Origin of the sequence: Natrinema sp. H-ect4, from assembly GCF_041894845.1 — an archaeon.
In the GTDB taxonomy this organism is placed as follows: domain Archaea; phylum Halobacteriota; class Halobacteria; order Halobacteriales; family Natrialbaceae; genus Natrinema.
In genome coordinates, this window is sequence record NZ_JBHDYC010000007.1 from 86,203 (window position 1) to 111,191 (window position 24,989).

The 24,989-nt window shown below is 63.6% G+C and carries 21 protein-coding genes and 1 pseudogene; 11 read left to right on the forward strand and 11 right to left on the reverse strand.

Annotated elements, in window-relative coordinates; translation table 11 throughout:
- Window positions 1–37: 37 nt before the first annotated feature.
- The 4 genes from ACEWFR_RS10755 to ACEWFR_RS10770 all read right to left on the reverse strand — a co-directional run bounded on the left by ACEWFR_RS10755 (window position 38) and on the right by ACEWFR_RS10770 (window position 2,111).
- The gene (locus ACEWFR_RS10755) at window positions 38–898 is read right to left on the reverse strand and encodes a sensor domain-containing protein (protein ID WP_374061024.1); all 861 of its coding nucleotides are present in this window, start codon (window positions 896–898) and stop codon (window positions 38–40) included.
- Between the two features lie 11 nt (window positions 899–909).
- Complete coding sequence (locus tag ACEWFR_RS10760) at window positions 910–1,269, reverse strand: hypothetical protein (RefSeq protein ID WP_374061025.1); 360 nt, start codon at window positions 1,267–1,269, stop codon at window positions 910–912.
- A gap of 171 nt (window positions 1,270–1,440) precedes the next feature.
- Window positions 1,441–1,764, reverse strand: coding sequence for a hypothetical protein (locus ACEWFR_RS10765; protein WP_098724965.1), 324 nt, complete (start codon window positions 1,762–1,764; stop codon window positions 1,441–1,443).
- A 5-nt stretch (window positions 1,765–1,769) separates the two neighbouring features.
- Entirely contained in the window at window positions 1,770–2,111 is a 342-nt protein-coding gene (locus ACEWFR_RS10770; protein WP_374061026.1) for an ArsR/SmtB family transcription factor, read from the reverse strand.
- 102 nt (window positions 2,112–2,213) lie between these two features.
- Between ACEWFR_RS10770 and ACEWFR_RS10775 the strand changes: the two genes are divergently transcribed.
- Together ACEWFR_RS10775 and ACEWFR_RS10780 are read left to right on the forward strand one after the other, a co-directional pair.
- Window positions 2,214–3,197 (forward strand): ABC transporter ATP-binding protein, encoded by a 984-nt coding sequence (locus ACEWFR_RS10775; protein ID WP_374061142.1) that lies wholly within the window; start codon window positions 2,214–2,216, stop codon window positions 3,195–3,197.
- Entirely contained in the window at window positions 3,194–4,069 is an 876-nt protein-coding gene (locus ACEWFR_RS10780; RefSeq protein WP_374061027.1) for an ABC transporter permease subunit, read from the forward strand. Before ACEWFR_RS10775 ends, ACEWFR_RS10780 begins: the two co-directional genes overlap by 4 nt.
- Before the next feature lie 181 nt (window positions 4,070–4,250).
- Here the strand turns inward: ACEWFR_RS10780 and ACEWFR_RS10785 are convergent, their stop codons facing one another.
- Entirely contained in the window at window positions 4,251–5,006 is a 756-nt protein-coding gene (locus ACEWFR_RS10785; protein WP_374061028.1) for a PHP-associated domain-containing protein, read from the reverse strand.
- A gap of 394 nt (window positions 5,007–5,400) precedes the next feature.
- Between ACEWFR_RS10785 and ACEWFR_RS10790 the strand changes: the two genes are divergently transcribed.
- From ACEWFR_RS10790 to ACEWFR_RS10800, 3 genes are all read left to right on the forward strand, one after another.
- A complete protein-coding gene (locus ACEWFR_RS10790) occupies window positions 5,401–7,254 on the forward strand; it encodes a histidine kinase N-terminal 7TM domain-containing protein (protein ID WP_374061029.1) in 1,854 nt (617 codons plus the stop codon).
- A 1,383-nt stretch (window positions 7,255–8,637) separates the two neighbouring features.
- Window positions 8,638–9,564: a hypothetical protein gene (locus ACEWFR_RS10795; protein WP_374061030.1), complete on the forward strand. Its 927-nt coding sequence runs from the start codon at window positions 8,638–8,640 to the stop codon at window positions 9,562–9,564.
- Entirely contained in the window at window positions 9,561–10,370 is an 810-nt protein-coding gene (locus tag ACEWFR_RS10800; RefSeq protein ID WP_374061031.1) for a hypothetical protein, read from the forward strand. The genes ACEWFR_RS10795 and ACEWFR_RS10800 overlap by 4 nt, the downstream gene beginning before the upstream one ends.
- A 19-nt stretch (window positions 10,371–10,389) precedes the next feature.
- Here ACEWFR_RS10800 and ACEWFR_RS10805 read toward each other — a convergent pair whose 3' ends face one another.
- Window positions 10,390–10,788 (reverse strand): hypothetical protein, encoded by a 399-nt coding sequence (locus tag ACEWFR_RS10805; RefSeq protein ID WP_374061032.1) that lies wholly within the window; start codon window positions 10,786–10,788, stop codon window positions 10,390–10,392.
- Window positions 10,789–11,046: 258 nt separating this feature from the next.
- Between ACEWFR_RS10805 and ACEWFR_RS10810 the strand changes: the two genes are divergently transcribed.
- Window positions 11,047–11,364 carry a DUF5783 family protein gene (locus tag ACEWFR_RS10810; RefSeq protein ID WP_374061033.1) on the forward strand — a complete coding sequence of 106 codons (318 nt, stop codon included), beginning with the start codon at window positions 11,047–11,049 and terminating at the stop codon, window positions 11,362–11,364.
- Between the two features lie 81 nt (window positions 11,365–11,445).
- Window positions 11,446–11,808, forward strand: a complete 363-nt coding sequence (locus tag ACEWFR_RS10815; protein ID WP_273741752.1) for a NifU family protein — start codon at window positions 11,446–11,448, stop codon at window positions 11,806–11,808.
- A 148-nt stretch (window positions 11,809–11,956) separates the two neighbouring features.
- On the opposite strand, the gene ACEWFR_RS10820 is transcribed toward ACEWFR_RS10815, so the two are convergent.
- The 3 genes and pseudogenes from ACEWFR_RS10820 to ACEWFR_RS10830 form a co-directional block, all read right to left on the reverse strand.
- On the reverse strand, window positions 11,957–12,865 hold the full coding sequence (locus ACEWFR_RS10820; RefSeq protein WP_374061034.1) for a ketopantoate reductase family protein: 909 nt from the start codon (window positions 12,863–12,865) through the stop codon (window positions 11,957–11,959).
- 78 nt (window positions 12,866–12,943) lie between these two features.
- A pseudogene (locus ACEWFR_RS10825) lies at window positions 12,944–13,236 on the reverse strand (hypothetical protein).
- A gap of 105 nt (window positions 13,237–13,341) precedes the next feature.
- A complete protein-coding gene (locus tag ACEWFR_RS10830; RefSeq protein ID WP_374061035.1) occupies window positions 13,342–13,680 on the reverse strand; it encodes a hypothetical protein in 339 nt (112 codons plus the stop codon).
- Window positions 13,681–14,078: 398 nt separating this feature from the next.
- On the opposite strand from ACEWFR_RS10830, the gene ACEWFR_RS10835 reads away from it, so the two are divergent.
- Window positions 14,079–14,990, forward strand: a complete 912-nt coding sequence (locus ACEWFR_RS10835; protein ID WP_374061036.1) for an alpha/beta fold hydrolase — start codon at window positions 14,079–14,081, stop codon at window positions 14,988–14,990.
- 354 nt (window positions 14,991–15,344) lie between these two features.
- On the opposite strand, the gene polC is transcribed toward ACEWFR_RS10835, so the two are convergent.
- Entirely contained in the window at window positions 15,345–20,489 is a 5,145-nt protein-coding gene (gene polC, locus ACEWFR_RS10840; protein ID WP_374061037.1) for a DNA polymerase II large subunit, read from the reverse strand.
- Window position 20,490: 1 nt separating this feature from the next.
- On the reverse strand, window positions 20,491–20,955 hold the full coding sequence (locus tag ACEWFR_RS10845) for a PPC domain-containing DNA-binding protein (RefSeq protein ID WP_374061038.1): 465 nt from the start codon (window positions 20,953–20,955) through the stop codon (window positions 20,491–20,493).
- 300 nt (window positions 20,956–21,255) lie between these two features.
- Between ACEWFR_RS10845 and ACEWFR_RS10850 the strand changes: the two genes are divergently transcribed.
- From ACEWFR_RS10850 to ACEWFR_RS10860, 3 genes are all read left to right on the forward strand, one after another.
- Window positions 21,256–22,839, forward strand: coding sequence for an ABC transporter substrate-binding protein (locus ACEWFR_RS10850; protein WP_374061039.1), 1,584 nt, complete (start codon window positions 21,256–21,258; stop codon window positions 22,837–22,839).
- A gap of 110 nt (window positions 22,840–22,949) precedes the next feature.
- Window positions 22,950–23,951: an ABC transporter permease gene (locus ACEWFR_RS10855; RefSeq protein WP_374061040.1), complete on the forward strand. Its 1,002-nt coding sequence runs from the start codon at window positions 22,950–22,952 to the stop codon at window positions 23,949–23,951.
- Between the two features lie 2 nt (window positions 23,952–23,953).
- A complete protein-coding gene (locus ACEWFR_RS10860) occupies window positions 23,954–24,988 on the forward strand; it encodes an ABC transporter permease (protein WP_374061041.1) in 1,035 nt (344 codons plus the stop codon).
- Window position 24,989 lies beyond the last annotated feature (1 nt).

The following is a 24,989-nucleotide window of genomic DNA, read 5'->3' on the forward strand; positions in this document are numbered from 1 at the left end:
AGGAGATAATAGCGATGGGGTCTGCGTGTCAATTGTGTCAGCGACTCCTATCCCGTCCCGGCGGTTCGCTGAAGATCGACGGCTGTGTGTTCCGTAATAGGAGTTCCGTGTATCGCGCGAAGAGCCACGCGACGGCATTGAGCAGGTGCAAGACGACGAGTCCGACGAGGACGCCGACCGCCGAGACGGCCAGCGCCGCCGCCAGCGAGTCGACGTACAGCGAGAGCAATTCGCCGTCGGCGATCGAGAGCGTGATCGGGGAGATATCGATGGCCCAGCCGTCGTGTTGGTACGTGAACTCCGGAACGAACTCGATCGGATCGCCGATGTGGATGCCGACCGTCTCGTTCCGGTAATGAAGCGGTGCGGCGACCAGCGCGTACGTGAACGTGATTCCGAGGGTGAGGAAAACGAACGAGACGGTCCCGAGCACGAACTTGCTGAACAGGTAGCCAGTCCCTTTCCACGTCCCGCGATCGAAGACGAGCCGGCGCGCCCGCTCGCGGACGGTTGTGGCGGGTTCGGCCGTCGGAATCTCCGCATCGAGGAATCGTCCGGCGAGGAGTCGCTCGAGCGCGCTCAACTCGATCGAGGCGAACAGGACACAGAGCGCGCTCGGAAGTCCGATACACACCATGACGAGCACCAACGGGATCGCGACGATGGGGAGTGCACCCGGTTCCGTTCTGGCGATATCGACCAGCGCGAACGAGAGCCCGAGCGGTATCGCGAAGCCGGTGACGAGGACCGTGAAGTAGCCGATACCGAGGGGAAACGCGAGGAAGAGATACGCGACGTTGGCGTAGGTTTGCCTCCGAGTGGCGACGCCGAAGAACCAGCGACACCAGGTTCGAATGCGCTCGAGTGCGGTTCCGACCGTGGATCGTGGGGAAGACATGGGTGTGGCTCTCATCTCGAATCGGGTCTCTTGAACGAGCGAACGATCGCAAGCAGTCCAAGCAGGTGACAGACGGTGACGACGAGTAACACCGTCGCGTCGGTCGCGTCGGTGGTCCAGTCGATCAGGTGTGCGAGCACGAACGGGATGGCGGTGAGGAAGGCGACCCCAACGGCCAGAAACAGCATCGGTTGACTGTCGTTGCGGGCGTAGCCCCGATACGCCGTCCACGTGACGACCGAGCCGAGCGCGGCGCTCGCCAGCCCGACGAAGAAAATCGTCGTCGTCTCGTCGAGGCCCAGCGCCGCCGTCTCGAGGAGAAGTGTGACGACGCGGTCGGCCTCGAGGAACGCAGCGCTGCTCGCGCTCATCGATCCCACCTCGGACGGTCGGCGTGCGTGGCGTCGAACGGAACGGTTCTCATCTGTGTCGTCGTTGGCGTACGCGGCGTAATCGGTGCCGTCGTACCCGGCGTAATCGGTGCCGTCGTACCCCCCGTGATCGGTGGACTCGACGTGTTCGGTTCGATCGATGCGATCGTGTCACGGTCGACCGTAGACGGTGTAGAGGATCGCGGTGAGTCCGACGATTTCGCTCGCGGTCGCGAGGACGGTCGTCGTCAGTGACGACGCGCCGAGCAGCGTCGGGAGCAGGAATCGGACGACCGTCGGCACCGCGGCCAGTAGCGCGATACCGAGCGCGAGCCAGAGCAGCGACGGCCGACGGGCGTCGCGATAGCCGTCGTAGGACCGCTTTGCGATCCAGCAGGCGATCACGAACGCGACCGCCTGTCCGACGAAGACGGCGATCGCGATCGTCACTGCACCGCCCTCGCCCTCGATCGTCTGAAGCACGGGTCCGAACATGGCGATTATAGATCCTCGAACAACCGGGTGAACCGGTCAGCCGGGTCTTCCTCGCGGCGGTACACGTCCAGCTCCATCGAGCCCTCGGCGATCTCGATCGCGACGCGCTCGAGTCGCGTGCTGTAGGTCTTGTAGTGGTGTCCATCGGGATCGAGCTCCTGGTATTCGTCGAGGTAGCCCGCCGCTGTGAGCCGATCGATCCGCCGGTAGATCGTCGGCGGCGACGCGTCACAGTGGTCGGTGAGGCGCTCGACGGACATCGGTTCCTCGCTGGCCGCGATGAGGATGCGGCGCGCGTACTCGTCGTCGAGCAACGCGAGCAGTTCTCGCTCCTCATCGTCGGTCATTCGACTGTTCGTACGAACGGATGATATAAAAGATCCCACAGTTTCTGACCGTGAAATCGTGATTGGTGCATTATGTACCGCCACCATGTAGTGGCCACCGAGATGACCGCGATCGAGACGTCAGGCTTGACGAAGGAGTACGGCGACCTCACCGCCGTCGACGACCTCGATCTCACCGTCGACGACGGCGAGGTCTTCGGCTTCCTGGGCCCGAACGGGGCGGGGAAGTCGACGACGATCAACATGCTACTGGATTTTGCACGCCCGACGGCGGGGTCGGCGACGGTGCTGGGCTACGACGCACAGACCGAGGCCGACGAGATCAGTCCCCGCGTGGGCGTCCTCCCCGAGGGGTTCGACATCTATCCGCGCCTCTCGGGTCGGCGCCACATCGAGTTCGCCAGCAAGACGAAAGCCGCCGGCGACGATCCGGACGAAATCCTCGAGCGGGTCGGCCTTTCGGCCGAGGACGCCCAACGATCGGCCGGCGACTACTCGAAGGGGATGCGCCAGCGGCTCGCGACCGGCATGGCGCTGGTCGGCGACCCCGACCTCCTGATCATGGACGAGCCCTCGAGCGGGCTCGACCCCCACGGGATCCGCGAGATGCAGGAACTCGTCCGCAGCGAGGCCGAACGGGGGACGACCGTTTTCTTCTCGAGCCACATCTTAGAGCACGTCGAAGCGGTCTGTGACCGAATCGGCGTGTTGAACGAAGGGGAACTCGTCGCCGTCGACACGATCGAAGGGCTCCGTGATGAGATCGGCGGCGGCGCGACGATGACGCTCGCGCTCTCGAGCCCCGCCGCCGAGTTGCGGGCGGTGGCCGCCGACGTTCGAGGCCTCACCGACGTCACCGCGTCCGGGCGCACCCTCGAGTGTACGATCACCGATCCGAGCGCGAAGGCCGGCGTCGTAACCGCGCTGGCCGACGCCGGCGCGACGATCGAGGATCTGCGGATCGAGGAGGTCTCGCTCGAGTCACTGTTCACGGCGCTGACGAACGGTTCAGGGAGCGAAACTGGGACTGACGCGCGCTCCGGGACGGGCGATGGGGCTGCGCTCGAGACGGAGGTGCCACGATGAGCTCGCACGTTTCCACCGTCGCCCGCAAGGAGTTCGACGACGCCGGCCGGTCGAAACTTCTCTGGTCGCTGATCGGCCTGCTCGTCGGGCTCGTCGTCATCGGCTACGTCGCGATCTGGTACACGGTCGACGACGTCACTGCGGCCGAGGTGCTCAGCTTCCTCGGCACGCCGCTGCAGGTGATCCTCCCGGTCGCGGCGCTGATCGCCGGCTACATGGCCGTCGTCGGCGAGCGACGGTCGGGAAGCATCAAGCTCCTGCTGGGGCTGCCGCCGAACCGGACCGACGTCCTCTTCGGGAAACTGCTCGGTCGCACGGCCGTCGTCGGACTCGCCGTCGCGCTCGCGTTCCTCGTCTCGCTCGTCCTCGGCGCCGCCTTCTTCGGCTCGGTCCCGTTCGTCGACTGGCTGGGTTTCGCTGCTATTTCGCTGCTGTTCGGAATTACGTTCGTCGGTCTGGCTGTCGGCGTCTCCGCGGCCGTCTCCACGCGGGGCAAGTCGATGGCCATCGTCGTCGGACTCTACATGGTGTTCGTCGCGCTGTGGGAACTGCTCACCGCCGGGCCCTACCACCTCCTCTACGACGAGGGGCCGCCCGTCGAAGCCGAGACGTGGTATCTGGTGCTCGATCAGTTCAATCCGATCTTCGCGTACACGAACCTGGCCAACCAGGTCGTCGAGGGGTCGATCTTTCCCTTCCAGTTCCAGTACGGACTCCAGTCGATGGAGGCCTACGGAATGACGCCGGCCGAACGCTACCCTGGCGACGCGCCGTTCTATCTGCAGGAGTGGTTCGGCGTCGTCGTCCTGCTGTTCTGGCTGGCCGTCCCCGTCGCGATCGGCTACTACCGGTTCGAGCGAACCGATCTCTGAGACGGGCTGCTGTCCCCATGTCCCGGCGCACCCGTCTATCGGGTCGTGGGTGCGCCGGAACTGACAGAACGGAGTCCGTCCGAGTCGGCTGAAGAGAACGTGACACCCCCTGTTGCCAGCGTGAGCAGACGCTCGCAATGCTACGGACGTGCTACAACGGTCAAGCGGACCGTCCGTCGATTCAGGTCGATCTGTCCATCGAGGCCGGCACCGTCGGCAACAGTGGCGTACGCGAGGTGAACATGTACGCCGTCTTTCGCACCGCACCCTTCCCGTACTGGACGGCACTCTTGCGAATCGGTGTGCGCTTGCCGCGGATCTGGGTCCGCCCCTCGAGGATGGCTTCGATGAGTTCGTCGCCGTCGATATCCACCTTCGTCGTGGCCGCCGTGTCGGGTGTCACGATGACTTCGGTGAAGGCTTTACCCACGTTGGGGAGGTAGTGAGCGTCGCTGGCACCGATCTGTGGATAGTCCCGACGGCTGGCAAACGTGCGGGCCCGCCGGTTGCGGTAGCCCGTAAAGACCATCGAGTTGTAGGTCTCGATCGCGTCGGCGTCGTCGATGTGTCGTTTCCGGACGCCGTGGCGACTGCGCTGGAAGGGATGGGGGACGATCGCCACCCCGCCCAGGTCGCGGACAGTCTCGACGGTCTCCATGAACGGCTGCCCCGGATCGGGGCGTTTCTCGACGCCGATCGCCAGCAGGTGGCCGTGTCGCGTCGAAACTTCGACGCCGGGGATTCCAATCAGTCCGTACTCGGGCGCGAGGTCGGCGGCGCGCCGCGATTCATCGATCTCATCGTGGTCGGTGATGACCACCCCGTCGAGTCCGATATCCGCGGCGTGCTCCAGGATGAGTTCGATCGGTTCGTGCCCGTCGTAGGAGTCGTCGGAGTGGACGTGAAAGTCGATCGCGAACGGAATCTGCGTGGTCATAGAGGGTTCCAGAGTCAGGGTATCGGAGTCGCTACCACCAATAGCTTGTTGTCGCGCTTAAAGACTATGCTACCGGTCGCATCCGGATCGCAGTTCGCCGGTCGACACCGCTCAGAACGCAGTATACTGGGGTCAACGACGGTAATCGTGGAATACTTCGAGAGAACCGTCCCCAGTTACGGTCGTCCCGAGAGACGAACGCGATCGACCCTCTCGGCGACCATACATTCTCTCTCGGCGAGTACCGGCCACGGAATCGCCGTAATCGACATGTCGGTGCGTAGTGGTCTCCCAATAGCCGACTGCGGAAGAGGACGGCGAGACGAACGGTAGCTGACCCGAGGAACCGATACGTTGGTATACGCACTCACCCTGTCACGTCACAGGGGGGAACATGTACAGTTACGTGACGTTCTCGGTTCTGTTATCGGCGATCGTCGGCACGAGCGTTGCCGTCTGGTTGCTCGTCCGGAACGAGTCGGGTCGCCCGGCCTTCGCGTTCGGCCTGTTCATGCTCACGATGGCGGTCTGGTCGGCCACCCACGTCGGAGCGCTCATGTCGGAAACGGTGCACTGGCAACTGCGATTCACCCAACTATCGTACGTGAGCGTGGTCTTCGCGCCGATCACCTGGCTCGTATTCGCTCTTCGATACACCGACCGAAGCGAATGGGGTTCCGGACGACGCATCGCGTTACTGTCAGTCGTTCCCGTACTGACGCTCGGATTCGTCTTCACTGCACGGCATCACTCGCTGTTTTACAGTTCGATTTCGCTCATCGAGGTCGGCGGCCGGCCGTTCCTCGAGACGGAGCCCGGCCCCTGGCACGCCGTCAACGTCGCCTACTCGTATACGCTGTTACTGATCGGAACGGGGCTGCTAGTCGATGCGGCGCTCACGAACAACCGGCTCTACAGACGCCAATCAGCCGTCCTTCTGACATGTGCGCTCACACCGTGGCTCGTCAACGGTGCCTACCACATCGGTGTCAGGCCGGTCCCCGAAATCGATCCGACGCCGCTCGCGTTCACGCTCGTCGGGATCCCGCTCGCGGCCCTCGTCTTGCGGACGGACCTGACGACGTTCGTCCCGATCGCCCACGAGCGCGTGTTCCAAACGCTCGACGATCCCGTTCTCGTGATCAGCCCGGACGATCGGATCCTCGAGGCCAACGCCAGCGCACAATCGGTCCTCGGCGCGGATCGACCGCTCGAGGGAGTGGCTGCCGAAGCCGTCCTTCCCGCTGAACTCTCCGACGGTGAACCGTTTCACCTCCCCCTCGAGGCCACCATCTCGTGCTCGATACCGGTCGACGGCGAGACGCGGCGGTTCCTCGCGCAGTGTCGAGCCATCGCTCCGGAGCGAGCGGCCGACTCTCAAGGGGCCATCGTCTCGCTGACCGATATCACTGTACACCTGAACCAGCGGGACGCACTCGCCGCCAAGAACGACGCGCTCGAGACGCAGACGGCGAAACTGGAGCTGAAAAACGAACAGCTCGAACGGCTCGCGAGCGTCGTCTCCCACGATCTCGCGACCCCGCTAGCCACCGGCGAGAGCCTGTTGCAACTCGTTCGCGCGGACCTCGAGGGGACGGATCCGGAACTCGAACAGTTGCTCGACGAGCTCGAAACGGTCCACGACCGCCTCCGAGAGTTCTCGGCAGCGCTCCCCGAACTCGCCAGGGAGAGCACTGACGTCGAATCGCCCATCGAGTGCGACCTCGAGACCGTCGCCGAGGCCGCGTGGAACGTCGTGGACACCTACGATCTCACCCTCGTCGTCGAATCGACGCGCACGGTGAGAGCCGATCCGCGTCGGCTCCAGCAGGCGTTCGAAAACCTGTTTCAGAACTGTGTGGAGCACGGCTCCGCAAGCAGTCGATCTCAGGTCGACGACGGTATCGAACGCGGTTCGACGAGTAGTCAGCGCGGGGACGCAACGGGGAACGGCGTGACGACAGTCCGCGTCGGGACGCTCGAAGCGGACGACGCTCCCCGAGCGACCGAGAGACCGGACACCACGAGCCCGCTGCCCGATCGAGTCGGCTTCTACGTCGAGGACGACGGACCGGGGATTCCGTTCGAGCGGCGGGAGTACGTCCTCCGTTTCGGCGTCAGTACCGGCTCCGGTTCCGGATACGGACTCGCGATCGTCCGCACGATCGTCGAAGCCCACGGCTGGTCGCTCGCCGTTGTCGACTCATCGCAGGGCGGCGCGCGGTTCGAGGTGTTCGATGTCGAGTGAGCGATCCGACGCTGGTCGAGGAACTGCTCGTCGGCCCCATCGATAGGACGAGAACGAGTCGCTCGTACCCGACGGATCGGCGGCGCAGCGACTGCCCGTTGCGTTCGGTCGCGGTTACAGCCGCTCGGGCAATTCGATATAGCGATATAAGATATATATTACACGAGAACGGGTGGACGGGAGGATCGGTACAACACAGTTCGAAACACATCTAAGCGGCCGATTGACGCGTGATTCGTAACCGAATCCCAGTCGCGATCGGGCGTATCGATCGGTTGGGACGTCTCCCCAACGGGAATCAGTGACCGGGCTCCGGAACGGCCCGTTAAACGAAACGAGTGCCGTCCGGTGAGTGACGATTTCACGCTGAACCAGTTCGTCGTTTGAGCAGCAAGCGATCGGTCCTCCTCCCGGCGAGAGATTTACCGTAGTCGGATTCTCGACCAGTCCCAGGGTTTGGGTTCGAGAGCGCGGTCCCAGCGCTGATCGACTCGAGGGGGATGCCGTGCGGGTATCCATGCGGACCCATACGAGCAGTCAAAAACGGGGGTAATTGATCTCGGTCGGCACTATCGCAGGCTCGACCGAGAGTCTGCACACCACTATCATCGCGCCTACGCGTTCGACGCGAGGCACGGTCTGCAGTGACCCCACAATAGCGGTGAACAGCAGTTATGGTCCTAAATACGCTGATTCGGTACCGTCGTTCGGCCCCGCGCTGAGGTGACGCGATCCCGCGCAGTCGGGCTATAGTAGCCGCTGAAACGATTTACACACTGATCAGACAGCTGTCGGTCGAGCAGGCGTGCAATGACTTGCAGTGGCTACTATAGCAGAATCACCGTCGAGCGGTGCCGTATCACACGTTCCAACCGCTAGCGATCGACGATACTCGAGATTGACGCGGCCTGCTGGTTCGCCGTGTGGACAGCGAAACAGACGGTTCGTCTCCGAGTCGCCGACTCGGATCGAGGGTGAAACGGAGCACAGTCCGGTTTGGTCGATGGAACGCCGATGAACGATCACGGCGACGAGAAAGCGGCTAGCGACGGTAACCGATGAATCCATCCACACCGACCGCGATGGGAACGAATTCAGCAACTGGAAGACGCCTTCTTCGTGTAGTTCCGTCCTACATTTTAAAAGGTGAACGCCATAGTGCTATATCGAATCGAGAGTATTCGCTCAAACGGTAGTCCACAGTGGCGGACGAAGAAACGTCGAAACTCCGATGGGCTTATTATGTTTTAGGTTGGCCTAAAGAATGACGCGTCCGTCTGCGATACCGCGGAGACGATCCGTCCGGCGGCAACTGCTCGGCCGTCGAGCGTGTCGGTTCGCAAACAGTGATCCGCAGTCCACGACGGACCAGTGGAGGAACCCATGGTCGGAACGACACTCAGAGAAATTCGCCAGCACATCGAACGACTGGCCAGCGACGACGGAGCGTACTACGTCGTCTGTGCCCGCTCCGGCGAACGGCCCGTCCCGGTCGCCGGCCAGCGGTTCGCGACCCGCCCGGACGCAGCGGACGCCGCGCAAGCGACCGAACAGTATCGCGCCGCGCTCAGGCGGTACGATCCGCGGCTCCCGTTTTACGATCCGATCGTCTGTCAGGCTCGAGCGGCGGACGCGAACGAGAGTTCCACCGCGAACGGTGATCGGCGGCAATCGAACCGACGAGTCGCGAACGCGGGGGGACAGTCGCAGAACGGTCGAGCAAAGCGAGGCCGGGACGATTCCCCGCTGATCAGCTTCTGCCACGACGTCTCCGGTGCCGTCTTCGAGGCCCTTTCGGCCCGCGACCACGACGACGCCGAGCGCGCGATCATGGAGACGTATCTAGCCGCGGCCGAAGCGACGACCGACCGGGACACGCTCTGTCTGGTGTTGCTCGAGACGATGGCGTCGGAGCTCGAGTGTCACCTCGATGCGGTCGAACGAACGCGGGTACTGCAGGCGGCAGCGGCGAACCTCTCGCCGGTCGACTCGGCAGACGATCCGGTCGCGACGAGCCTCGAGTTTCTGGACTCGCTGTCGCTGATCCGGGCGTACGGCGTTACGCGCGACTCAAGCGACGCGACCGGCGACGCCTGGACCGTCTCCCTGCGGGGATACGCCATCGAGTGCGGCGAGCGGCGGTTTCCGACGCTGCCGATCGGGATCGATATCCTACGTCGGACGGCAACACCGACCGCCGAACTCGGCGTGACGAACGTCACCGCACTCGGCGACGGCGACTGGCAGTTCGTCCTGACGAACGGCGAGGCGGCGACGGGTGGACTCGTCTGTACGCGAGGTGACCCGTGACGGGATCGACGGCCGTCCACCGGGCGCTCGAGTGCGTCGACGAGGAACGAGACGCGGTCCGTGACCGCGGAACGGCGTTCGAAACGTTCGCACAGCGCGTTCGAGCTGTTCCAGCGGAGCAGCTCGGATCGGTCCAGCCCCAGCAGACGGCAACCGCGTTATCGACGACGGTGACGCAAGCGCCCCCGCCGCAGGGATCGACCCCGTCGACGCCGATCAGTCGCTGTGTTACCGTCCGCGAGGCGTTCGCCGAAACGGTCCGCCCGCACAGCGTCGCCGACCTCGAAGCCGACGAATCGCTCGTCGAAACGGTCGCGGCGGAGTTGACCGAAGATATCGCCGTTGCACTCGTGGCGGAAAGCGACTGGACGCCGGCGCTCAAATCTGCCGTCCGCGAGGCGATTTCGACCAGACAACGCGAGATCGAGTCGTTGCAGGAACTCCTCCAGCGCGAGCGCTCCGCGCTCGAGGCGGCGATCGAGGAGATCGACGAGATCGTCGACTGGCTGCGGGAAACAGCCGACGAATCGCTCCTGCAGTGTGACTTCGATGCGTTGCAGGCGAAACACGAGCGACTCGAGGAGTACCGGGACCGACTCGAGGCGCGCATCGACCGGCGGCAAGCACAGTTTAGCGAGTCGACAAATCGCTACGGGCCGGGCGGAACTCGGTACCGATCGGTAGTCACATCGGTTTATTCGGATCTCTCCGTTCGGTATCCGCTGCTGTCGACCGTAACGCGACTGTACGGCATCTGCGAGGGGTGTCAGCGGACGGTGCGCTCGCAGCTGACACGGCGTGTTTAGGCGCGGGAACTGCGAGGTGTCACGGCGACGCTGACGACCGAGAGAGCCCGTCCGGGATGAGACCGGCGAGGGAGACGCGCTCGAGCACCTGTCCGACCGCGACCGCATCGTCGGCCGCCGTGACGGTTTCGTGGATACTGCGCATGCACTCGAGCAGGCCGTCGACGGCGGCCTCACGGGTCGAGACGCGGCCGATCGATCGGCAGATCGTGCGATCGGTGAGAAAGTACCGGTAGCGAAGCTCCCAGCACCGGCAGAGGCCGAGTCCCGGATGGGATCCATCGGCGAGGGTGCAATCCGCGATCAGTTCGATCGGTGGCCGGCTGTGCCGGTAGACGAACTGATCGTCACAGAGTTCCGCCAGACCCCACCTCGGTGGCAACGCCTCGGGAGGAATAGGGTCCTGGTCAGTGACCATAGTCTCGGAGTCGCCGAGAACGGGGGTGTCCGTTCCGCTTGCGCAAGCCGGCTCCTATATAGGGCTCCCCTACAGTGTAAGCTGATTGGTATACGGACCTATTGCTGGATTCCGACGGGTCGACGACGGCTCGAGTTGTCGCCTCTCTCATGAACCGATTCGAGCAGCGCAGTGAGCCGGGGACGACCCCAGGGCGACGAACCGCCTTCGGAGGGGATGATCGTCCGACTTTTGTCGTCACCTCCCCTCGGTTCGGATATGGCCGATTTCGATCCCGAGAAGTTCGAGGACAAGTACGCCAACTACTTCCCCGAACTTCAGCAGGCGTACAAGAACGCATTCAACCGGATGAACGACCGCTACGACTCCCAGCTCGTCCACGCGATCGACCAACAGGTGTTGAACGAGAGCGAACCGTTCTATGAAGGGGACGGCGAGTTCCGTATCGAACTCCCTGACGATCCTCACGGACGACTCTCCGACGTGCTCGTCGAGGAGGAGCGCTTTGAAACCGTGCTCGAGGCCCACGTCGAAGAGATCGAAACCGAACTACAGCGCGTCTTTGGCCTCGTCTGACGGAGGTACAGCCGTCACCGACGCCGGCAGCCGAACATGAAGGACGGAAGGTTTAGGGGGGCTGATACCCAAGGAGTTTCTATGAGCACCGAGACCCAGAACGACGGGGACGACCTCGAGGACCGCGTGACGAACTTCCTGCGACGGAACTTCCCGCAGATCCAGATGCACGGCGGCAGCGCAGCGATTCAGGATATCGATCGCGAGAGCGGCGAAGTCAGCATCGCCCTCGGTGGCGCTTGCAGTGGCTGCGGAATCTCGCCGATGACGATTCAGGCGATCAAGAGCCGGATGGTCAAGGAGATCCCCGAGATCGAGAAAGTCAACGCCTCCACCGGTATGGACGGGGGCGAAGAGGAGATGGGCGGCATGAGTCCGTCCTTCCCCGGCGAGACCGTCGACGACGACGGCGAGGTCGACGAAGGGCCGGAAGCACCGTTCTAACCCGTCTGCCCGCGCGGATTCGAACTGGTATTTTGCTATTTTCAACGGCGAGAGCTACCGGACGGTCTCGGAATCGCGGTCGATGGCTCGTTCGCACGCCGGCCGACGCCGACTTCCGCGGCGATCGGTGCGTGCAACCGATGACGGCTCACCGAAGGTCGCGCCCGCCTTCCCACGTTCGAACCAGCGTCGTGAGCGTCCGGTTCATCGGCACCTCGAGCCCGGCCTGAGCAGCGCAATCGACGACGTAGCCGTTGATCGCATCGATTTCGGTGCGCCGCTCGCTCAGGATATCCTGGCGCATCGAAGACGTGTTCGCAGCCGTATCGGTCGCGACGGACTCGAGTGCAGCCAGTGCCGAGCGGTTCGACAGGTCGGCATCGCGAGAGCGGGCGACCCGCGCCGTCTCGCGAGCGGCCGCCCGGGCGAGGTCGTCGGCCGGCGCCTCGAGGATGGCTCCGTTGTCGACGTCCGCCAGCGCCGTGACGGCATTGATCCCGGCGTTGACCGCGAGCTTTTCCCACAGACGACGGGGCATGTCCTCAGCGACAGTCGTCTCGAGGCCGGCCGCGACGAAGGCCTCGCCGACCCGGTCCGCGAGTGCCGAGGACTCGCCGGCTCGAGCGCCCAGAACGACGTCGCCCCGGCCCGTGCACTCGACGACGCCCGGCTCCCGAAGGATCGCGCCGTAGGTTGCCGTCCCGGCGAGTACAGGGGCCTCGAGTCGCGCCGTGAGCGTCGCTTCGTTTCCCATGCCGTTTTGCAGCGAGAGTATCGCGTCGAAAGCGCCCGTCGCGAGCGTTTCGGCGGCTGATGCGGTGTCGAAGGATTTGACAGTCACCACGGCGAGGTCGGCCTCGAGGCCGGCCCCGTCGGTCGTCGCAACGGGGAAAACACGGGAGGGACCGCCGTTGATCGCGCCCTCGAGTCGCAGTCCCGACTCGCGGACGGCGCGAGCGTGGTCCTCGCGCGCGACGAGGGTCACGTCATGTTCGCGCGCGAGCAGTCCGCCGACGAGGCTGCCGAGGCTGCCGGCCCCGAAGACGACAATATCCATGACTCGAGGTGGAACGAGCGGGGTGAAAACGGTTATCGTCCGATGGTCGGTCTGGGCTCGCAGTTCCAGAAGCCGCGCTCAGTCCTCCGTCCAGTAGGACAGGTCCTTGCGGTCGGCACCGCAGTTCGGACACTCGTCGGGCACGTCGCGGTCGAGCCGTCCCAGTTCGCCACACTCCCAGCAGCGCCACTGAGTTCGGCCTCACTGAATGTCTGGCCCGAGTGAACGTGTTCGACGCTCAGTCCCTCGATTCCCTCTCGAAGCGTGATGGAGACTCCGTTCTCGTCGAGCCCGCGAATTCGACCGATTTCCGTCCCATCATCGGCGTAGACCGTCGTTCCGAACCCCAGTCGTGCTCGGTCTTCCGCCATGCTAAATACCCACACGGACATGCACTGTGAGCAGTGATAAATCTCTATATGCAATATAGAATGAGATGGGGCGACTACAATCGCCTCATCGACGCTCCCGACGATTCAGTCCTCGGTCCAGTACATCAGGTCCTCGCGTTCGGTGCCGCAGTTCGGACACTCGTCGGGGAGCCCGCCCTCGATATCGCCCATCTCACCACACTCCATGCAGCGCCACATGAGTTCCGCCTCGCCGAACGACTGTCCCGACCGGGCGTGTCCGACGCTCATTGCCTCGGCACCCTCGCGGGTGGTGACGAAGAAGCCGCTCCGTTCGAAGCCCCGAATGTGGCCGATTTCGTTGCCGTCCTCGTCGTAGACCGTCTGCCCGAAGTCGAGTTCCCGTACCTCCTCGAGGGCCTCCTCGTCGCCTTCCTTCGTTGGTGTCTCGCCAGTTTCGACCATAAACGATGCTTGCCGGCGACGGCGATAAAGTCACAGCGCGCATTGTGCGAGCGGCCGCTCGAGGAAGTGAAACGGACGATATCGGGACGCCGAGATCACAGCTGATCATGTGAGTTGTATCCACGGTAATAGAAAACAATATACACTGTGCGAATAGAGACACGGAGTATGATAGTTTGTCTCACATCTGATTCTCGTGACGGTGGCGTTGCCGTCGGCTCACACGACCTCGAGTCGCGCAGATCGAGGAAAACGTCGGGCACGATCGCATTACTCGACGACGGAAGCCCCGGACGGCCAGTCGCTCCGAATCCGCTGCGGTCGGCGGACGCACCCATCAGGTGCAATCCGGTCCCTCATACGGTCGCAGGCCCTGAAACGGATACCGTGATCCGAACATGAGCGGGACCGGCGTCGCGACGATCGGTGACTGTCGGATCGCCTACCGGCGCGCGGGGACGAGCGGCCCGCCCGTCGTCCTCTGCCACGGCGCAGGGATCGACGATGCAACCGTCTCGTGGCGACACGCGATCGACGCCCTCGCGGACGATTACCGCGTCTACGCGCTCGACTGGCCGGAGTACGGGAACAGTTCCGGGGACGTCGAGCACACCGTCGAAACGTACGTCGATATCCTCGAGGGCTTCCTCGAGACGCTCCCCTTCGAGCGCGTCTCGCTCGCCGGGATCTCGATGGGCGGCGGCGTCGCGCTCGGCTACGCGCTCGACAACCCCGACCGCGTCGAGCGCCTCGCGCTCGTCGATAGCTACGGGCTCGGTGGCCGACTCTCCAGCGCCCTCCAGTGGAAGTTCCTCTCGCAGATCCCTGGGATGACCGAGTTCGGGAAAATCGCCGCCAGTACGAGTACGCGAAGCGTTCGCAGAGTTCTCGCTTCGCTCGTCGCGGACGCCGACGCACTACCCGAGCCCTTCGTCGACGACGTCAGGCAGAAACTGATGGAACCAGGCTCGATACAGGCGTTTACTGCGTTCCAGAACAACGAACTCTCCTTCAGCGGCCGCGTCGCGACGAACTTCGTCGATGACCTCGAGTCGCTGTCAGTGCCAACGCTGCTCGTCCACGGTGAGGATGATCCGCTGGTCCCCCTCGAGTGGTCGGAACGAGCGGCGAAGCTGATTCCGGACGCCGAACTCGACGTGATCGAGGACTGCGGTCACTGGACGCCGCGAGAGCGACCCGATCGGTTCAACGAGCGCCTTCGAGACTGGCTGCCGGACCCACAGCGGGTGTCGACCCCGCAGTACACCAAGGCGGGAATGCCCGGCGTCACTCGTGTCAGCAGCGATTAAGGCCGTCTCTTCTCCACTTTTCATTCACTATCTGGCCGGGAGTACGGCTCGAGCAACGCGAGAGCCGTACGACCCTACGGAAGAGCAAGCTCTTCCGAGCATCGCGGAAGCGAAGCTTCCGCTCAACGGGGGAGGGCAGGCCGTCGCCCAGACACCGACCGCGAGCGAAGCCGTGCGCGGCGCGTAGCGCCGCGAGAAGTCGAACGGCCGGAGGCCGTGAGATCGGCCGAGCGAGCGGGCCGACGACTGACCCGAAACGAAGTGAAGGGGAAGGAGGAGTGCTTTTGATGGAGCTTTTGCCGAGGGACGCCGCGACGGCGTTCGCCGTCGCGGCAGACCGCAGGGCAAAAGGTCCTACATGAAATCCTCGATCCCGCTCTGCTTATTTTTGTCATTCTCGAAGACGCTCTCGAGGGCCTTCTCGAGCACCTCGAGGCGCTGTTTCGTGTAGGGCCGGCAGTCGTACTCGTCGGCGACCTGGATGGCCGTCTGCATGTACTTGTTCACCGAGCCCTTGTGGACGGTGAGGTTGACGCGGCCGCCACACTCCCGGCAGTCGCCGGTCAGGGGCATCCGGCGGAACTTCTCGCCGCAGTCGAGACAGCGAGTTTCCTGCCGGGAGAACGCGCGCAGGTTGCCGATGAGGTCCGGCAGGAAGTGGTACTCGATGACCCGCTCGGCGACGTCGGTTTCGTCGACGGCCGCGAGCTTGCGCGAGAGCTCGAGTTGGGCGTCCATCTTGTCCATCATCGAGCCCAGCGTCTTGTACGCCGAGAGGTCGGGACCCATCGCGATGTTGGTGGTGTCGTGAGTGTGGTCGAAGCCGGTGTACTCCGTGTCAGTACCCAGCGTGTCCTCGGCGATCTCGACGTCGACGTCCTCCGGGTCTGCCTGCTCGAGTGTGGCGAGATAGAAGTCTCGAGGGTACTGCCTGACGACGTCCATGTTGTGGGCCTCGTCGTCGATCTCGGAAGGATCGATCCTCGAGGACATGACGAGAGGTGCGTCCATCTTCCCGCCGCGCTGGTCGGGGAGGAAGGATTTGCTAAAGTTAAGCAGACCGTCAAGTAGCAGCATTACGCAATCTTCGTCGCCATCGCACTGACCGACAAAGATGTCGTTTGCGACGAGCGTATTCGTCCCTTCAACAGTGAGACAATACGTGTGCTCGATATCACTCTCAACGATTTCGACGGAAACGACTTCATCGAGCCATATCTCACCGCCGTCAGCAAAGAGACGCTGTGAACGGTGTTCCGTCGTCTCGAGCACGCTATCTAACGTCTGTTGTTTCCGATCCAGATGGAACCCGATCCGCTCGGCGAACCGCACAGCGTTCTCGGAAGATATCTTCAGGACCTGCGACTCGAATTCAGGAACGTCTTCCTTGTCACTATAAAACTCAGCGACTGCTCCAGTGGACGGGCGGCGTGTTTCGCGATACGTTTTCGTAGCGATCCCGAATCGTTTCAGCGCCGCGACGAGGTCAGTTGCGAGGTCATCGCTTACTGTGTGTGCACGGATATTGATTCGCTCGCTAGATGTGCTTCCGTCACCACTGAAATACGCTGCCAGAAACGCTCGCAGGTGTGAACGAGGACTATCGAGAATACAATTGGGGATCCGTTTCTCCTCTGCGATTGACCCGAGTTCGAGCACGTCCGCGAACAGCGTCGAAACGAGGCGACTCGAGACTGTCACTTTCCACTCGTTTTCTTCGAATGCGTCGATCGACAAACGGTCACTGAACGTCTGGATAATCTCGTCCCGAGGTGCCTCATCGGGAATACAGATCGTCATCTGATAGAACGAGCCATCTTCCCGACGAGTGAATCCTTCAGCAGTGTAGTATCCGAGCACTGTCGCGACGGATTCGTCGATTTCGAAGTGTCGTTGGACGGTCGCGGTATCCCGTTTCATACCGAGTGTCACATCGTCCGGAATGCGTTCGAGGAGTTCCGCATCGTTGAATAGCGAACGGAGTGGGCCGACCGGGACACTGTCACGATGTACCCAGTTATAGACTGTCGATTGAGAGAGGTCCAGTCGCTCCGCGACTGGTTTGAGGTACGCTTGCTCTGGGGTTGCATCGTCGAGTAGTTCCTTAATCTGGTCGGGGCCGAGTCCTCGAATGGCGAGTGATTCGTTCGGGACTGCGTCTGCATCGATGAACGCTTCCAACAGGTCGATCGATTTCGTCGTGCCGTCGAATTCGATCGATTTCGGGGCAGGGAGCTCATCGCCAACTGAAACCGTACGGGCATCTACTGACTCTAACCCCGATGGAGTCCATCGGCGGAACGTATGATCAGGAGTTACCTGTAGCGTTCGACCGCTTCGTGTTTCGACCCGGACGAGATGGTCAGGTGCAGGGTGCTTCGACAGTGCCTCTACAGGCCGTTCAGTGGGCGTTCCATCGGCAGTGACTGAGGGAACAGTGAGCCCTTCAACATCTTGGACGAGTGTTCCGATATCGTCTTCGTCGGGATCCGTCAGTCGCTGTTCGACGAGCGTATCGATCGAGTCATGATGCCACTCGTCTGATTCGTCCTGATACCAGAGCTTCGTCTCTGGATGGAAACAATTCCGCCGTTTCGCGGCGTGAAAGTACGGATGAGCGTATCCGACGGCAGCGCTCGTGAATCCTATCACCCTCCCGACAGTTGCCGCGGAGGTGTGGGGTGCCATCCCGAAGACGAGTTCCCCCACGAGGTCCTGGCGGTCCTCGAACTCGTAGTAGGGCTCGAGGCCGTAGTACTGCTCGAGCAGGTCGTCGATGAAGTCGGCGGTCTGCAACATATGCTCGGCTGCGCCGTCCGAGAGGACGATGTCCTGTACGCGGAGTTCGACCAGCTGGTCCTCGTGGGTAAGCGGTTCGCCGTGGATGTCCTCCTCGTAGTCCAGCGCCTGTAGCTGGCCGACGTCGACGTCGAGTTCGCTCGCGCGGACAGACGTCACCGGCAGGTCGGTCATGTCGTAGCGGACGGTGCCGTCCTTGAACGTGGAGACGTCGTGTTTCGCGCGCAAAATCCCCTTCTCGATCGGTTCGGGGACCTTGGTCTGCGAGGAGAGCCCCTTGACGCCTTTGAGGATCTCGAAGGCGTTCTCGCGCTCGCCAACCGACTCGAGGGCGTCGCGGTACTCCTCGTGGATGTCTATCTCGCGGGTATCCACACAGGTCGCCTGGCGCTCGCAGCGGGGACACTCGACACGGCCAGCCTCGTCGGGGTCGACCTGAACGTCGCAGTCGTAACAGCGGTAGTCCGGCGTCGTGCGGGTGTTACAGTCCGGACAGCGGTTCTTGAACGTCTCCGTCCCACAGGACTCACAGCGCTGGCGACCGATCTGGACGTCGACGACGCCGGGGGTGTCCGACATCGTCTCGGCGTGTTTGGCGGCGTCGGCGACGTTGCGCTGCGTGCCGCCGGCCTCGCCGATCGGGAACAGGGTGTGGACCGCCGGACTCAGATCGCGGCTCTCGGATTTCTCCGGCCGACCCATCCGGTTGCCGATCCGGGTCGGGGCCCGCTCGCGGACACGGAAGGGAGCGACTTCGTTGACCGCCTCGATGGCGTTGTCACCCTCGGTCTCGTGGCCCCACGTTCGCGCCCGCTCCGAGAGGTCGTCGTCGGACCACGTTCGCTCGAGGTCGACGGTCGGCTCCTGCGCGTCGGTCCCGGATTCGGACTCGAGTGCGGATCCGTCGGCGACCGCCCGTCGCGGCTCACAGCCCAGCGTGCGGACGAACGGCCGCCAGCCGTCGATCTCGAGGCGGTCCTCGTCCGGGCGCTGGCGGTGCTCGATGACGATCGTCTCGAGCGCTTCCCGGACGGACTCCGTGTACTCGAGAACGAGCACGCTGTCGTCACCGTCGGCGTCGCCCTCGATCCGTCCGTCCGCGACGGCCGCGGCGAGCGTCCGGAAGGCGTCGACCGAGATGTCGTGCCAGAGGAGGGTGTACTCGGGATGAAGCGGCGCGTCGTACTCGACGGCCCACTCCAGCGCTTCCTCGGCGTCGGGGAACTCGAGGTCGATTCGGGGGTCGTCCTCGAGGGCCTGTACGTCCGCGCCGGCGGCTGCGAGGTCCTGGATCCACCACTCGTAGGTGTAGGAAGCGGGGGCGAGCGGGTGGTTGTTCTCGACGAACTCGCCGTAGTTGACCAGATACTCGCCGAGATCGAGGATCGCCTCGACGCCGTTTCTGATCTCGAGTGCGTCCTCGGGGTCGTCGATCCGCCGGACGTCGCCGTTGGCGAGTTTGACCGTCGGCCCCTCCAGCGAGTCGACGGGGACGACGCCGGCGGCCTTCCCGGGACGTTCGGTCTTGATCTGGGTTCCCGTCGCGAGGAAGTCGTCGACGAGGTGCATCGCGGCGGGGTGGACACCAGCGGTTGCGAAGCCGTGGTTGCGCGCCCGGCCGTATCGGAGGCGAAAACCGCCCTTCGCACACGGATGGGAGAAGACGGGCCGACCGGCGATCAGGTCCCGGAGGAACTTCTCGGAGGTCTCGACGCGCGGCGGCCCCTCGGCATCGTCGCCGGGAGCGTCGCCGCCGTCGTCCGGTTCGTTCGCGTCGGTCTCGGCCGACTCCTCGTCGGCGCCCTCGTCGGCCTCGCCCGATTCGTCGTCCGCGGCGTCGGATTCCTCACCGTCATCCTCGTAGTAATTGCCGTCGATGAGGTCCTGCAGCCACGGCCAGTCGACCTCCTCGAGATTGCGGGTGTAGCGCTGGATCTTCGGCGCCTTCAGCGCGATTCCCTCGGCGAGGACGAGACACATCCCGCCGCGGGCGCTGTTGGTGTCGACCCGCTCTAAGTCGCGAAAGCCCGAGACCTCCTCGTCGCCGGTGGCCTCCCCGTCGAGCATGATCGGGAGGTTCTTCGCGATGAATTTGGCCTCCGAGTCCTTCGGGGTGTACTGCAGTCCCGTCTCCTTGTCGTAGAGGCCCAGCTCCTCGGCGTAGCGTTCGACCTCCTCCTGGCGGGCGTCGTACTGTTCGATGCCCACGAGTGCGCGCGTGTAGTCGGCGACGAGCACCGAGAGGGCCTGTGCCGTTCCGCCCGCGGAGCGAATCGGACCGGCGTAGTAGACGTTGACGAACTCCGTCCCGTCGTCGTTGGTGAGAATCTCGACCCTGTCGATCCCCTCGATGGGTGCGGCGACGACACCCTCCGTCAGGAGCGCGACCGCGGTGCGGACCGCCCCCTCGATCTTGCCGGCGTTCGTCTCGTAGTCGCCGACACGTCCCTCGGCGAAGTCCTCTGCGAGTTCGAGGGCGGCCTCCTCGCGGCTCATCTGGCCCTCGAGTTCGCGGACCCGCTCGGCGACGCCGTCGATCCCGAGGATGTTCTCGACGCGGTCGGCCATGTCCTTGGCAACCGGTATCTCGACTTCGGGTTTCGGATCACCGCCCCGTTCCTTGGCTCGCTCGGCGACATCGATGGCATCCTCGAGCTGGTCCTCGAGCCCCTGGAAGTACTGTTCGTCTTCGGTGCGCATCTTAGAGCCAGAGGTCGAGTTCGGTGGTGTCGTCGTACTCGCGCTCGAGGGGCTCTGCGAAGACGCGCATGTGGACCTCGCCGGCCCAGACGGTCGCCTCGTTCAGGTGGCCGGCGTAGGCGGTTCCCTCGTCGTCCGAGAGGACCGCGTGGGTGTGCGCGAAGCGTTCCCACTGGCGAGACTCCGTCTCGCTGTCCTCCGAGTGTGACTCGGAAACCTCGAGCCGGGAGACGTTCCCGACGCAGCTGGCGACCTCGAGCGGCTCGTCGAACGCGATCGGGTCGTACTCGCACTCCGACTGATCGTAAAACCAGAGCTCGGCGTCCTGGACCGCGCCGAGCGCGGTAAACCAGGCAGCGTCGGCGTCGACCGCGTCCGCGAGCGACTCGATCTCGGCCCGCCAGTCGGCACCCGTCTCGAGGCGGGCGACGTACTCGTCCGTGGTCTCGACGGCGCGATAGTTCATACGCAACTACTGTGACGGCCGGGAGAAAAAACGCACCGGTCGCGCCCGGCCACACCCGAGGCCGTTACTCACAGGTACGGGATAGTATAAATTAATCGAGTGGTGGGGAGCCGTATAGAATGGAGAATTATATAGATTATGTGTCTGGAAAGAATCGGCAGTGATGGACACTACAGAGCAATAATGTACAGGTATCGTAGTCTATAGAACTGGTATCGTATGTATTATTTCCAGTAACAACCGATTTGGACGCATTAGACTGATGATACTAAAATGGGTGGGTTGGTACCATTCAGCAAGATGGTGCAAGACCAGACCGGCCTCACGCGACGGCGGCTCCTCGCTTCGGGTGCCGCCGTCTCCGCGGCAACGATCGCAGGGTGCATCGGTGGTGGTGGTAGCGGTGGTGGGGACCAGTTCCACTTCACGCAAGAGCAATCGCGCGAAGAGCAGTTCGATCCCGTCGTCTCGAACGACGCGTACAGCTTTCAGGTGATTCAGCTCGTCTTCGACGGGCTCTACGAGTACAACGAGGGCCTCGAGTTGCAGCCGAAACTCGCAACGGGCGAACCGACCGTCGAGCGCGACGGGACGCGATACATCTTCGAGATCGAGGAGGCGGCCGAGTTCCACAACGGCGACGACGTGACGGCGTCGGACGTCGCCCACTCCTTTAGCGCCCCGGTCGAAGAGGAGACGGAGAACGCCTCGGAGTACGACATGATCGAGAGCACCGAGGTCATCGACGACTACCAGCTGCAGGTCGACCTCGGGGAGGACCCCTACGGGCCGTTCGAACTTGCGACGATGGGCGTGACGGTGGTGCCCGAGAGCGTCCGGACCGACGACCGCGACGCGTTCAACAGCGATCCGGTCGGCTCCGGACCGTTCACCTTCGCGGAACTGCAGGAGAACGAGTACGTCGAGATCGAGCGGTGGGACGACTACTGGGACGACCTCGAGCCGAACCTCGAGCAGATCCGCTTCGAGGCCCACGAGGACCCGGCGGGTCGCGTCTCCGACATTCGGTCGGCGAACACGGACGTCATCGCGGGCATCCCCAACGACGACTGGGATGTCCTCGAGAACGAGGACGGCGTGAATCTGCACTCGGCGGAGAGTCCGACGTTCATGTATATGGCCTTTAACTGCAACGAGGGGCCGACAACCACCCCCGAGGTGCGACGGGCCATCGCCCACTCGTTCTCGATGCAGGACTTCATCGAGTCCAACGGCGCGAACGTGACCTCCCCGATGTACAGCCCGATTCCGCCGGTCGTCAACGAAATCTGGGAGTTCCCTGAAGACGAGTATCAGGAGCTGTTGCCGTCGTACGATCCCGATCAGGCCCAGTCGCTGCTCGACGAGCACGCGCCCGATGACTTCACGCCGACGATCATCACGCCGGAGGGGATCCGGGCCCAACTCGCCGAGCGAATCGCTACTCGGCTGGACGAGATCGGCTACGGGGCCGACGTGCAGGTGCTTGACTTCGCGACGCTCGTCGACACGTACACCAGCGGGAACGCAGACGACTACCAGATGTACCTGCTGGGCTGGACCGGCGGCCCCGACCCCGATTACTACCTCTACCCGCTCTTCCACGAGAGTCAGGCGGGGACGAATCAGGGCCACTACTACGGGGGCAGCGACGGTTTCCACGACGCGATCGCCGAGGGGCGCAACTCGGCCGATCAGGAGGCGCGCTACGACCTCTACGAGCCCGTCATCCGGGAAATCGTCGAACAGCTTCCCGCGCTGCCCGCGTTCACGCAGGACAACACGATGGCCTCTCGCGACTACGTTCAGGACCTTCAGGCCCACCCGGAGGTGACGAGAAACCCGACCCTCGTCGCGGACTACACGAACGTGTCGATGGAGTGAGCCGGCGGACGGCGATAGCTGGGTCGGCGGGGAACGAATCCCCGCCGGTTCAGTGGCAGCGGCATCGAATCGGGACAGATCGACGAGCGAACGGACTGGCTCGCTGACCAATGAAGCTACTCAAGTACACCATACACAGGCTCTTGCAGGCGATTCCCGTCCTGATCGGGATCTCCGTCATCACGTTCCTGCTCGCGAATCTCGGCCCGGGCGATCCGGTCAGCCTCATGCTACAGGGGCAAGAACACAGCGAGGAACTGATCAGAACGATCGAACGGCGATACGGGCTCGACAGACCGCTACACGAACGGTACGTGACGTACATGGCCGGCCTCCTGCGGGGCGATCTCGGCCAGAGCATCCACTACCAGCGACCGGTCGCCGCGCTGATGATGGAACGAGTCGGACCGACGCTCCTGTTGGTCCTCTCGGCGTACGCGTTCGCGCTGGTGACGGCGATTCCGCTCGGCATCGTGGCCGCCAACCGACGCAACGAACCCAGCGATCACGCCTCGCGGATCGCCGCGCTCGTCGGCGTCAGCACCCCCTCGTTCTGGATCGGGATCGTCCTGATCCTCGTCTTCGCGGTCCAGCTGGGGTGGCTCCCCTCGAGCGGGCTCTACTACCCCTGGCGACCGCCCAGTGCCTATCCGGGGATCGACGGTCACCTCGAGCTGTACTACGAGTCGGCGAGACACCTGCTGTTGCCGATGATCGCGCTGGGAACGTTGCAGATGGCGACGATCATGCGCGTCGAACGCACGCAGATGATCGAGTCGCTGCAGGGCGAGTACGTCAAACTGGCTCGCGCGTACGGCGTGCCCAAGCGGACGATCCTGCGAAAGCACGCTTTCCAGGTCGCCCAGCTCCCGATCATCACGATCGTCGGCCTCAATCTGTCGACGGCACTCGGCGGCGCGGTACTGGTCGAGACGGTGTTCAACATCAACGGCATGGGACGACTGTTCATCAACGCGATCTCGACGAACGACTACCAGCTCGTGATGGGAATTACGATGCTGCTCGGCTTCCTGTTCGTGCTCGGCGTCATCATCACCGACATCTCGTACGCGTACGTCGATCCGCGAGTTACCTACGGTGAGAGAGAGTAACCATGGCAGTCAGTGAATCACAGTACGAGAGCGGCCGGGAACCGGCGTCGGAAGACGAGGAGTCGGTCGAGGCCCGCGTCGGCTGGCGCTATACCGTGGCGCGAATCAAACGGGACACGACGGCCCGCTGGGGACTGTACATCGTGACGGTCGTGCTGTTCGTCGCGGTGTACGCCGTGGTGGACAGCAACCTCTCGCGGCTCACCTTCGGGGTCGCGTCGGATTACACGTTCGCACAGCTGCTGCCCATCTTCGACCACCCCACGCACATCCCGCCGCCGGGCGAGGGGACACAGCACATGCCGCCGTACTTCCCGCTGGCCGAGCAGTCGTGGAACCCGCTTCCGGCGGGCGGCACCATCGAGCACCCGCTGGGGACCGACCACACCGGCCGGGACTACTTCACCAGAATCGTCTACGGGACGCAGGTGTCGGTGTTCGTCGGGCTCGTCTCGACGTTCATCGGGCTGACTGGCGGGACGATCATCGGTGCCGTCGCCGGCTACTACGGCGGCCGGGTCGACGACATCCTGATGCGGCTGGTCGAGACGGTGTACGCGATCCCGCCGCTGATCCTCATCATCGTCTTCACCGTCTTCGTCGGCGGTGCGAACATCTGGTATGCCGTACTCGGCGTCGGAATCGCGTTCATTCCCGTCTTCGCCCGAATCATCCGGAGCCGGGTGTTGAGCATCCGCGAAATGGACTACATCGAAGCGGCTCGAGCGGCGGGCGTGAAGGATCGCAACATCATCATGCGACACGTCGTCCCGAACAGCTTCGCGCCGGTGTTAGTGTACGCGACGCTCCAGATCGGCGTGACGATACTCATCGTCGCCGGCCTCTCCTTTCTGGGGTACGGCGCACAGCCGCCGACCCCCGACTGGGGGCAGATGCTCAACATCTCGCACGGCTACATGCACTCGAACGTCTGGCTCTCGATCTGGCCCGGCATCGCGATCATGATCACCATCATGGGCTTCAACTTGTTCGGTGACGGCCTGCAGGACGCCCTCGACCCCAGAATCGAAGACTAAC

What these genes read in the sequence shown, in the direction of transcription:
- ACEWFR_RS10815 (WP_273741752.1), top strand. Translation starts at nt 11,446, where the DNA reads ATGAGCACCGAGACCCAGAACGACGGGGACGACCTCGAGGACCGCGTG.
- ACEWFR_RS10820 (WP_374061034.1), bottom strand. Translation starts at nt 12,865, where the DNA reads ATGGATATTGTCGTCTTCGGGGCCGGCAGCCTCGGCAGCCTCGTCGGC.
- polC (WP_374061037.1), bottom strand. Translation starts at nt 20,489, where the DNA reads ATGCGCACCGAAGACGAACAGTACTTCCAGGGGCTCGAGGACCAGCTC.
- ACEWFR_RS10845 (WP_374061038.1), bottom strand. Translation starts at nt 20,955, where the DNA reads ATGAACTATCGCGCCGTCGAGACCACGGACGAGTACGTCGCCCGCCTC.
- ACEWFR_RS10835 (WP_374061036.1), top strand. Translation starts at nt 14,079, where the DNA reads ATGAGCGGGACCGGCGTCGCGACGATCGGTGACTGTCGGATCGCCTAC.
- ACEWFR_RS10780 (WP_374061027.1), top strand. Translation starts at nt 3,194, where the DNA reads ATGAGCTCGCACGTTTCCACCGTCGCCCGCAAGGAGTTCGACGACGCC.
- ACEWFR_RS10810 (WP_374061033.1), top strand. Translation starts at nt 11,047, where the DNA reads ATGGCCGATTTCGATCCCGAGAAGTTCGAGGACAAGTACGCCAACTAC.
- ACEWFR_RS10860 (WP_374061041.1), top strand. Translation starts at nt 23,954, where the DNA reads ATGGCAGTCAGTGAATCACAGTACGAGAGCGGCCGGGAACCGGCGTCG.
- ACEWFR_RS10830 (WP_374061035.1), bottom strand. Translation starts at nt 13,680, where the DNA reads ATGGTCGAAACTGGCGAGACACCAACGAAGGAAGGCGACGAGGAGGCC.
- ACEWFR_RS10770 (WP_374061026.1), bottom strand. Translation starts at nt 2,111, where the DNA reads ATGACCGACGATGAGGAGCGAGAACTGCTCGCGTTGCTCGACGACGAG.
- ACEWFR_RS10775 (WP_374061142.1), top strand. Translation starts at nt 2,214, where the DNA reads ATGACCGCGATCGAGACGTCAGGCTTGACGAAGGAGTACGGCGACCTC.
- ACEWFR_RS10785 (WP_374061028.1), bottom strand. Translation starts at nt 5,006, where the DNA reads ATGACCACGCAGATTCCGTTCGCGATCGACTTTCACGTCCACTCCGAC.
- ACEWFR_RS10855 (WP_374061040.1), top strand. Translation starts at nt 22,950, where the DNA reads ATGAAGCTACTCAAGTACACCATACACAGGCTCTTGCAGGCGATTCCC.
- ACEWFR_RS10805 (WP_374061032.1), bottom strand. Translation starts at nt 10,788, where the DNA reads ATGGTCACTGACCAGGACCCTATTCCTCCCGAGGCGTTGCCACCGAGG.
- ACEWFR_RS10760 (WP_374061025.1), bottom strand. Translation starts at nt 1,269, where the DNA reads ATGAGCGCGAGCAGCGCTGCGTTCCTCGAGGCCGACCGCGTCGTCACA.
- ACEWFR_RS10790 (WP_374061029.1), top strand. Translation starts at nt 5,401, where the DNA reads ATGTACAGTTACGTGACGTTCTCGGTTCTGTTATCGGCGATCGTCGGC.
- ACEWFR_RS10765 (WP_098724965.1), bottom strand. Translation starts at nt 1,764, where the DNA reads ATGTTCGGACCCGTGCTTCAGACGATCGAGGGCGAGGGCGGTGCAGTG.
- ACEWFR_RS10755 (WP_374061024.1), bottom strand. Translation starts at nt 898, where the DNA reads ATGTCTTCCCCACGATCCACGGTCGGAACCGCACTCGAGCGCATTCGA.
- ACEWFR_RS10850 (WP_374061039.1), top strand. Translation starts at nt 21,256, where the DNA reads ATGGTGCAAGACCAGACCGGCCTCACGCGACGGCGGCTCCTCGCTTCG.
- ACEWFR_RS10795 (WP_374061030.1), top strand. Translation starts at nt 8,638, where the DNA reads ATGGTCGGAACGACACTCAGAGAAATTCGCCAGCACATCGAACGACTG.